The sequence below is a fragment of the bacterium genome (assembly GCA_030654305.1).
GTDB lineage: Bacteria > Krumholzibacteriota > Krumholzibacteriia > LZORAL124-64-63 > LZORAL124-64-63 > PNOJ01.
The window spans coordinates 1-9,403 of sequence record JAURXS010000257.1 but is presented as its reverse complement, the minus strand read 5'-3'; the positions used below and the strand labels follow the sequence as shown (position 1 = coordinate 9,403).

The window sequence follows — 9,403 nt, the reverse complement described above, 5'->3', positions numbered from 1 at the left end:
AGCCAGGCGGCGGCCGTCGCGGCGCGGCGATCGGCGAGCCGGCGCGCGATCAGGTAGACCAGCGGCGTCGCCAGCGCGCTCCACAGCGCCGACAGCGCGCGGGCGCGGGCGGCACCGGCGCCGTCGGCCGTGTAGACCGCGCTCATCAGCAGGGGGTGCAGCGGCGGCTGGAAGCCGCGGTCGTAGGCCTGCCGCCAGTGTTCCGGGGCGACCGCGCCGCGGGACAGGTCGTCGGCGACGGCCTGCCAGCCCTGCGCGCGGCGGTCGTAGCCGTACTCGTCGAAGGAGGGGCGCGCGTCCAGTTTCAGCAGGACGGCCACGGCGGCCAGGCGCACCAGCAGCGTGGCCAGGAACAGCAGCAGCACCAGGCGCCGCTCGCCCCGCGGCACGCTCACGAGCGCCCCGCCGCGGCCCGCTCCACGGCCTCGGCCATGCGGTCCCACGAGTAGCGCGCCTTCTCGCGCGCCACCGCGGCCGAGAAGGCGTCCGCGCGATCCTCGTCGAAGAAGCGGATCAGCGCCGCGGCCAGGGCGGCCGGGTCGGCGGGCGGCACCAGGAAACCGGTCTCGCCCTCCAGCACGACCTCGGGCAGGCCGCCCACCGCGGTGGCCACCACCGGCCGGTCGTAGTTGAAGGCGATCTGGACGATGCCGCTCTGGGTGGCCGACACGTAGGGCAACGCGACGACGTCGGCGGCCAGGAACCAGTCCTCGACCTCCTCGTCCGGCGCGTAGCCGTCGCGCCAGATCAGGATGTCCTCGCACGCGGCCGCGCGCCGCGCCGCGGCGTAGACCTCGCCGTCGCCGTAGACGTCCCCGACCACCGCCACGCGGACCCCGTCGCCGTAGCGCTCGCGCAGGCGCGGCAGCGCCGCGATCAGGTGGACCACGCCCTTGTAGGCCTTGATGAAGCCGAAGTAGAGCACCACGCGCCCGTCGGCGGGCAGGCCGAGCGCGGCGCGGGCTTCCGCGCGCGAGCGGCGCGGGCGGCCGGGCACGCCGAAGTCGTAGACCGGATGCGGGCAGTCGGCGACCAGGGCCGGGTCGGTGCGCGGCGCCGTGGCGAACAGGTCGCGCCGCACCTGGTCGCTCTGCGCGATGAACGCGTCCCCCTGCCCCAGGGCGAGCCGGGACAGCGGCCCCGCGAACGGGTAGCGCTCGTGCGCGACCACGTTGTCCAGCACGTAGACCACGCGCACGCCCCGCGCGCGCAGCCGGCGCGCCACGCCCCAGTAGCCGGGGGCGAAGAACGGCAGCCAGAACTTCATCACCACCGCGTCGGGTCGGAACGCCAGCAGGTCGTCGGCGGTGCGGCGCCAGCTCCGCGGGTCCCAGGGCACGAAGCGGCAGGAGTCGGGCGACGGCATCCAGGCCGCCGTGGCGCCGGTCTGGCTGCGGCCGGGGAAGAGCCGGTCGGGGTACTGGCGGCGGAAGCCGGCCCAGTGCACCTCGTGGCCGCGCGCGGCCAGCGCGCGGTGCAGCATCGCCAGCCAGGTGACGATGCCGCCGTGGAAGGGGGGAGCCGGGCCCAGCAGGCCGATCCTCATCGCGCCGCCGCCTGTCGCCGCACCGCCGCGAACACGGTCCCGGGACGCAGGGTCGGCAGGCAGGGCTCGCTCTCGCGGCACCGCGGCGCGAAGTAGCAGGTGCAGGCCTTCTCGGGCGCGAGGATCTCGCCGCGGCCGTACAGCTCGAACTCGGCGGGGTTGAAGATGTTGTTCAGCAGCACCAGGCGCTTGCCCAGACCGATCGCCAGGTGCATGGCCATCGTCACCGCCGAGACGACGACGTCGCAGCGGTCCATGACGCCCACGAAGCCGTCCAGCGGGAAGGTGCCGGGGTAGTAGGCCCCGGTGGCTTCGGCCAGTCGCCGGTTGCGCGCGTCCTCTTCGGGGCCGCCCAGCAGCATCACGCCCAGCCCGTCCTCGCGCAGGGCGGTCGCCAGCGCCGCCCAGTGTTCTTCGGGCCACAGGCGGCTGGTCCAGCGCCCGCCGCAACCGGTGTTCAGGCCGACCAGGGCGCGGCCGGCCGGCGCCTCCAGGCGCGGCGGCGCGGCCGGGCGGTCCAGCTCGTAGGGCTCGCCCGCGAACTCCCAGCCGCAGATCGCGAAGATCTCCTGCAGGTAGGACCGCGCGTTGGCCCGGCTGAGGTCGTCGAACAGGCCGGTCAGGTACTTGGCGCGCGCGGCCTCGCGCACCGCCGGCTGGCAGAAGCCGTCGTTGCGCAGGGTGAAGCCCATCCGCCGGGACGAGCGCGACTCGCTCGTCAGCGCGCAGGCCTCGGGGTCCTTGTCCAGGTTGATGATCAGGTCGAAGTCGGTGTTGCGCGCCCAGAGGATCGAGGCGGCGTCGAAGCGGCGCCGATCAGGCACCGAAGCCGGCACCAGCTCCGGGTAGTACGACAGCCAGGTGAGCAGGTGTCGCGGGTAGTGCCGGCGCAGGGCCGCGAGCAGCGGCGTCGTGCGCACGACGTCGCCCGCCGCGCCCAGCTTGATCAGCAGGATGCGCCCGCAGCGCGGCGTGAACTCGGGACAGCCTTCGCAGTGGACGCCGCGTTCCTTGTGGGGCGCGCAGGGCCGGTCGCCGCGGAAGTGCAGGCAGTCGCGCCGGACCTCCATGTCAGGGGCCTCCTTCAAGGTCGAGTTGCCGCAGCAGGGCGTCCGCCTCCCGGTCGAGGTCCCCGGGCAGCCCCAGCCCGCGGGCCAGGTCCAGGGCGGCGCGGGCCTGGCCGGGGTTGGCCAGCGCCAGGTGCAGGCGGGCGAGGTCGAAGGCGCCCAGCGCTTTCTGCCCGCGGTCGGCGGCGCCGCGCACCGCCGCGTCGAAGGCCTCCAGGGCGCCGTACCGGTCGCCCCGTCCCTGCAGGATCCGGCCCAGGCGGCGCTGCGCCTCGCTGCGGGCCCAGACCGTGGCGTCGGGCTCCGCCAGCGCCCGTCGGCAGAAGCGCTCGGCGCGGGTCGTGTCGCCGGCGGCCAGCATCTCGTCGGCGTCGGCCAGCAGCGGCGAGCCGTGGACACGCACGACGTCAAGCTGGCGGCGCAGCTCGCGCTCCACGTCGGCGAGCTCCGGCGGCAGCCGGTGGCCCAACGCCCGGTCCAGGTGCGCCGCGGCCGTCTCCGCCTCGCCGCGGTTCTTCGCGAGGCCGGCCAGCATCAGCTCCGCGACCGCCGCGTCCTCGCCCAGGCGGGCCGCCTCGGCGAAGCGCGCCTCGGCGAGCTCGAGGTCCCCGCTCTCGAGCGCCTCGAGCCCGCGGTTCATGTCGTACCCGTAGGCCTGCCGCGTCGCGTCCGGCGGCGGGCCCAGGAACTTGACCGTGAAGACGCCGCCCCCGGACAGGTCGGCGGTGATCGTCACCGCGACGGCCTCATCGCGGCCCCAGGGGACGCGGACCTCGTGGTGGGACTCGTTGTTCTGCTGGTAGAGCAGCGAGCCGTCCGCCAGGCGCAGCACGTTCACGTGGCAGAGCAGCTGGTCGCCGTCGACGGTCAACCGCCAGGCCCGCACCGGGATCTGCGGGTACTCGATCCGGAACTGCACCGACTCCCCGCCCCGCAGCAGGTACGTCTCCTGGCCGCGGGCCGTCCAGAGCCCCTCGGGCACCCCCTCGGCCGCGGCCGTAGCGGCGGTGAGCAGTAGGGCGGCGATCATCGCGCTGGCGGTTCTCACGGGGTTTCTCCTTCGACGCGCCCGGCTTCGGTGCTATCTTGGCCGTCGCTCCGAAGATATCGGAAGCGGCCGCCGGCGACAAGCAGCGTCACTCCTGGAGGAGAGCCATGAGCGCCACCGTGAACCTGACCCTGGGCCACTCCCCCGACCCCGACGACGCCTTCATGCACTACGCCCTGGCCCGCGGCAAGATCGACACGGGGCCCTACCGCTTCGAGCACATCCTGCAGGACATCCAGACCCTGAACGAGCGGGCGACCCGCGGCGAGCTGGACATCACCGCCATCAGCGTCCACGCCTACGCCTACGTGGCCGACAAGTACGCCCTGCTGCCCTCGGGCGCCAGCATGGGCGACCGCTACGGCCCGATGGTCGTGGCCCGCGAGCCCCTCGCGCCGGACGACCTGCGCGGCCGCCGCATCGCCGTGCCGGGCCTGATGACCAGCGCCTACCTGGAACTGCGCCTCGCGATCGGGGACTTCGAGCCGGTCGTGGTGCCCTTCGACCGCATCATCGAGGAGGTCGCCGCGGGCGCGTTCGACGCCGGCCTGATCATCCACGAGGGCCAGCTCACCTACCGCAACCAGGGCCTGCACAGCTGCCTCGAGCTGGGAACCTGGTGGGACGAGTTGACCGGCGGCCTGCCACTGCCGCTGGGCGCCAACACCATCCACAAGCGCCACGGCGAGCGCATGCCCGAGATCGCGCGGATCCTCGAGGCCAGCATCCGCTACGGTCTCGAGCACCGCGCCGAGGCCCTCGACTACGCCCTGGGCTGGGCCCGCGACATGGAGGTCGCCCTCGCCGACGAGTTCGTCGGCATGTACGTCAACCACTGGACCCTCGACTACGGCGACCGGGGCCGCGCCGCCATCCGCGAACTCCTCGACCGCGCCCACCGCGCCGGCCTGATCCCGCAGGTCCACGGCTTGGAATTCGTGACGACCTGAACGCGGGAGCGACCGACCGCACCCGCTGCGCGCCGCGCACCCAGACCTATGGAGTTGCGATTTTGACCGTATTGTGGCATAATTGAGGTAATGTGACGGAATTCTTCCTCCCGGGAGTTCTCATGCGCTCGAAGTTCGCCCCCTTCCTGGCCTGCCTGCTGATCTCATCGGCCGCGGGCGCCCAGACCTACACGCTGGCCGACACGCTGACTGTGATCCAGCGTCCGCTCGTCAACCTCCCCTCGCTGGTGCTGCCGGGGCAGGACCTGCTGATCAGCTGCGAGGCCCCGGTCGGGACCACCGGCTGGACGGCCCGGCTCGAACGCGGGGCGCTGCAGATCCCGCTGACGGTCGTCGGGGCCGTCTACGACCCCGCGACCACCTGGTGGACCATCGCGGCCGCGGTGCCCGACGTGCCGGTCTTCGAACTCTACGACCTGCGCGTGACCGCCTCCGGCGGGCTCGACGACCGCACCCGTCACGCGGTGCGCGTGCTGCCGCAGTGGCGCACGGACTTCACCTTCGTGCACATCACCGACACGCACCTGCCCACCTACCTCTACTACTACGAGAGCGGCGCGGCGACCGACAGCACCACCAGCGTGGGGCTGCGCACGATCCTGGACGACGTGAGCATCATCAACCCGGAGTTCATCCTGCTGACCGGCGACCTGATCAACGAGGGCGAGCTCGAGGACTACCTCGGGCGGCGCTACTACAGCCGCGCCCAGCAGCTGCTCGCCGAGTCGGACGTGCCGGTGTTCCTGACCGGCGGCAACCACGACCTCGGCGGCTGGGACAGCACCCCCCCGAGCGACGGCACCTCGCGGCGCGACTGGTGGCGCTTCTTCGGCTGGCGGCGCCTCGGCAACCCGCCGCCGGGCGCGCCGGCGCGCACCCAGGACTACGCCTTCGACTACGGCCCGGTCCACTTCGTCGGCCTGGAGGCCTACGACAACTACGACGCGTGGCGCACGGAGTACTACGGCGCCGAGAGCTACACCAACGCGCAGGTGTCCTGGCTCCAGCAGGACGTCGGGGCCGCCTCGGCCAGCGCGGCGATCGTGCTGTTCAGCCACTACGACTTCCAGAACGAGCTGAACCTGTCCGCCCTGAACGTCGACCTGAACCTGTGGGGCCACATCCACAGCGACACCGACGATGCGACCGCGCCCTACGACGTCTCGACCGACAACGCCAGCGGCTCCAACCACCCGTTCCGGGTGATCCGCTGGACCGGCGGCCAGTTCGACGTGCGACCCACCCTGGACGCCTACACCGGCGGCAACCTGACCACGGCGTTCACGCCCGACAACAGCGGCACATCGGACACCGTGTCGGTGCTCGTCCACAACGGGTACAACGAGCGCTTCCACAACGCGCTGGTGAAGGTGAACATGCCCGCCGACGCCCCCGGCTTCCTGGTCACCGGCGGCACGCTCGTGCAGGTGGACGACACCGGGCCGGTCGCGGTGTGCTACGTCGAGGCGGTCCTGAACCCCGCCAGCAACCTCACCGTCACCGTGACGGTGGACCCGGACGCCCAGACCGGCGCCGGCGACGCCCCGCACCCCCGCCTGCTGGCCGCGCACCCGAACCCGTTCAACCCCCGCACTGAGGTCGCCTTCGACCTGCCCGCGGCCGCCGTCTGCCGCCTGACCGTGTTCGACGCTCGCGGCTGCGAGGTCGCCGTTCTGGCCGACGGCCCGCTCCCGGCGGGGCGCCACGTCGCCGCCTGGGAGGGCCGTGACGCCGCCGGCCGCTCGCTGCCCTCGGGCGTCTACTTCCTGGGCCTGCGCGCCGGCGCCTTCAGCGAGACCCGGAAGATCACCCTCGCCCGCTGAACGGGGCCGCAACGCGGCTTCACCCGCGGCGCGAACTCTGGTAACCTCCCGGGCAACCCCAACGTTGCCCGGGAGGACCCATGTCCCTGTCGCGCACCCTGCTGCTCGCAGCCCTGCTCGCCGCCGTCGTCCCGACCGGCTGCCGGCAGCCGGCCGACGACCTCGACGCCTTCCTCGCCGACTACAACGTCCTGTACCGCGACCTCTGGCAGAGGGCCGAAGGCGCGCGCTGGGACGCCAACGTCGACGTCGGCGAAGCCACCTCGGCCGCGCGCGTCGCCGCCGAGGAGGAGTTCGCCGCCCGCCTCGGCGAGGCCGGCCTGATCGCGAAGGCCCGCGCCTTCCTGGAGCGCGACGACCTGACCTTCGTGCAGCGCCAGCAGCTGAAGTACGTGCTGCTGAACGCCGCCAAGTTCCCCGGCACCATCCCCGAGGTGACCTCGCGGCTGATCCGCGCCGAGGCCGCGCAGAACGAGCGCCTGTTCGGCTACGCGTTCTCGGTCACACTGCCCGACGGCACGGCGCGACCCACCGACTCCAACGAGATCACCACGCAGCTGGCCGACTCGCGCGACCTCGCCGAGCGGCGCGCCTACTGGGAGGCGAGCAAGGCCATCGGCCCGACCCTGCGCGACGGTCTGGTCGAGCTGCGGGACCTGCGCAACGAGACGGCGCGCAGCATGGGCCACTCCTCGTACTTCGGCATGGAGGTCAGCGAGTACGGCATGACCCCGGCGGAGATGATGGCCCTGATGGACGAGGTCCTGGCGGGCCTGCGCCCGCTCTACGAGCAGCTGCACTGCTGGGCGCGGTACGAACTGGCCGCCCGCTACGGCGAGCCCGTGCCCGCCCTGATCCCGGCCCACTGGCTCGGCAACAAGTGGGCCCAGGACTGGCCCGGCATCGTCGAGGGCGTCGATCTGGACGCCCTGGTCGCCGGCCGCGACCCGAAGTGGATGGTCGAGCAGGCCGAGCGCTACTACACGAGCATGGGGTTCGAGCCGCTGCCCGCCTCGTTCCACGCGAACAGCGACCTGTTCGCGCTGCCCGACGGCGCGACGCGCACCAAGAACTCCCACGCCTCGGCCTGGCACATCGACCTGGACCGCGACGTGCGCTCGCTGATGAGCGTCGAGCCCACCTTCGACTGGCTGCAGACGACCCACCACGAGCTGGGCCACATCTACTACTACCTCTCCTACAGCAACCCCGAGGTGCCGTTCGTGCTGCGCACCGGCGCCAACCGCGCCTTCCACGAGGGCGTCGGCACGCTGATCGAGCTGGTCGCCGGCCAGACCGCCTACCTGCAGGAGATCGGCCTGATGGCCGCGGCCGACGAGCCCGACCGCATCAGCTGGCTGCTGAACCAGGCCCTGCTGGGCCCGGTCACCTTCCTGCCCTTCGCCTGCGGCACCATGACCCACTGGGAGCACGACTTCTACGAGGAGCCGCTGGCGGCCGACCGGATGAACGCGCGCTGGTGGGAGCACGTCGCCCGCTACCAAGGCGTCGCCCCGCCCGCCCCGCGCGGCGAGGAGTGGTGCGACGCGGCGACCAAGACCCACATCAACGACGACGCGGCCCAGTACTACGACTACGCGCTGTCGAGCGTGATCCTGCACCAGCTCCACGACCACATCTGCCGCGAGATCCTGCACCAGGACCCGCAGACCGCGACCTACTACGGCAACGAGGAGGTCGGCGCCTACCTGCGCGCGATCCTGGAGCCAGGCGCCACCCGCGACTGGCGCGAGCTGATGCGCGAGGCCACAGGCGAGGACCTCTCCAGCCGCGCGATGCTGGCCTACTTCGCCCCGCTGCAGGCGTGGCTGGAGGAGCAGAACCGGGGCCGCAGCGTGGGATTCTGACAGGTGGAAGAGGTGACGAGATGAGGCGATTCCCAATCTTCGCGTTGGCTGCGGCCACCCTGCTGGCCGGCGGCGCCGCCGGTCCCGCGACGGCCCAGGATTTCGGGCCGATCCAGTTCCGCACCGAGGAACTGGCCCCGGGCGTGCACCTGCTGCAGGGCGCCGGCGGCAACGTGCTGGCCTGCGCCGGCGACGGCAAGCTCCTGCTGATCGACGCCGACTACGAGCAGATGGCCGACAAGCTGCTCGCGGCCGCGGCGGCGCTGGAGTCCGGACCGGTCGCCCTGGCCGTCGCGACCCACTGGCACTTCGACCACGTCGGCGGTTTCGGCGCGCTGGCCGCGGCGGGCGCCGTGCTCGCGGCTCACGAGTCGGTTCCCGGCTGGATGGCCGCGCCCCAACACCTGGACGTGCTCGACCACGACGTCGCGGCCTCGCCGGCTTCGGCGCTGCCGCGGATCTGCGTCGGCGACACGCTGACCCTGCGCTGGGGCGACGAAACGGTCGGCCTGCGCCACGTGGCCGGCCACACCGGCGGCGACCTCGTCGTCCGCCTGCACCGCGCCGACGTCGTGCACGCGGGCGACCTCTTCTTCAACTGCGGCTACCCCTACATCGACACCGCACACGGCGGCACGATCGACGGCATGATCCGCGGCGTGCGGTACGTGCTGTCGCTGTGCGGCCCCGGCACGCGCGTCGTGCCGGGCCACGGGCCCGTCGCCACGCCCGCGGAACTGCGCGTCTACCTCGGCATCCTCGAGGAATATCGACGGATCGTCGCCGCCGAGAAGGCGGCCGGCCGCTCCCTCGAGGAGGTCGTGGCCGCCCGGCCCGCGGCGGCCCTCGATGATCAATGGGGAAAGGCCATGTTCCCGCCCGAAGCGTTCATCGAAATGATCTGGCTGTCGGTTCCCTGACCTGGATCCATGCCCGTCACGGCAGGGAATACGCGACGGATGGTTGCGGCAGGGAGCCGAAGGCCTTATAGTTGCATTGTGGTGCACACATGCAAGGGAGGCCGGGATTGAAATCGCGCACGACCTGTTGCCGGGATCTGGAGAAGTGGCTGGAACCGGA

8 protein-coding genes are annotated in these 9,403 nt (G+C 72.5%); 4 read left to right on the top strand and 4 right to left on the bottom strand.

The window, feature by feature from the left end; translation table 11 throughout:
• The 4 genes from Q7W29_07400 to Q7W29_07385 all read right to left on the bottom strand — a co-directional run.
• A partial coding sequence (locus tag Q7W29_07400; GenBank protein MDO9171638.1) for a glycosyltransferase family 39 protein occupies nt 1-395 on the bottom strand: 395 nt, incomplete at its 3' end.
• Complete coding sequence (locus Q7W29_07395; protein ID MDO9171637.1) at nt 392-1,546, bottom strand: glycosyltransferase; 1,155 nt, start codon at nt 1,544-1,546, stop codon at nt 392-394. The genes Q7W29_07400 and Q7W29_07395, both read right to left, overlap by 4 nt.
• Entirely contained in the window at nt 1,543-2,616 is a 1,074-nt protein-coding gene (locus Q7W29_07390) for a glycosyltransferase family 9 protein (protein MDO9171636.1), read from the bottom strand. Before Q7W29_07390 ends, Q7W29_07395 begins: the two co-directional genes overlap by 4 nt.
• 1 nt (nt 2,617) lies before the next feature.
• Nucleotides 2,618-3,661 carry a hypothetical protein gene (locus Q7W29_07385; protein MDO9171635.1) on the bottom strand — a complete coding sequence of 348 codons (1,044 nt, stop codon included), beginning with the start codon at nt 3,659-3,661 and terminating at the stop codon, nt 2,618-2,620.
• Between the two features lie 107 nt (nt 3,662-3,768).
• On the opposite strand from Q7W29_07385, the gene Q7W29_07380 reads away from it, so the two are divergent.
• The 4 genes from Q7W29_07380 (at nt 3,769) to Q7W29_07365 (ending at nt 9,243) form a co-directional block, all read left to right on the top strand.
• Entirely contained in the window at nt 3,769-4,611 is an 843-nt protein-coding gene (locus Q7W29_07380; protein ID MDO9171634.1) for an MqnA/MqnD/SBP family protein, read from the top strand.
• A gap of 122 nt (nt 4,612-4,733) precedes the next feature.
• Nucleotides 4,734-6,455, top strand: coding sequence for a metallophosphoesterase (locus tag Q7W29_07375; protein MDO9171633.1), 1,722 nt, complete (start codon nt 4,734-4,736; stop codon nt 6,453-6,455).
• Between the two features lie 80 nt (nt 6,456-6,535).
• Nucleotides 6,536-8,323, top strand: a complete 1,788-nt coding sequence (locus tag Q7W29_07370; protein ID MDO9171632.1) for a M2 family metallopeptidase — start codon at nt 6,536-6,538, stop codon at nt 8,321-8,323.
• 20 nt (nt 8,324-8,343) lie between these two features.
• The gene (locus Q7W29_07365; protein ID MDO9171631.1) at nt 8,344-9,243 is read left to right on the top strand and encodes an MBL fold metallo-hydrolase; all 900 of its coding nucleotides are present in this window, start codon (nt 8,344-8,346) and stop codon (nt 9,241-9,243) included.
• Nucleotides 9,244-9,403: the final 160 nt, after the last annotated feature.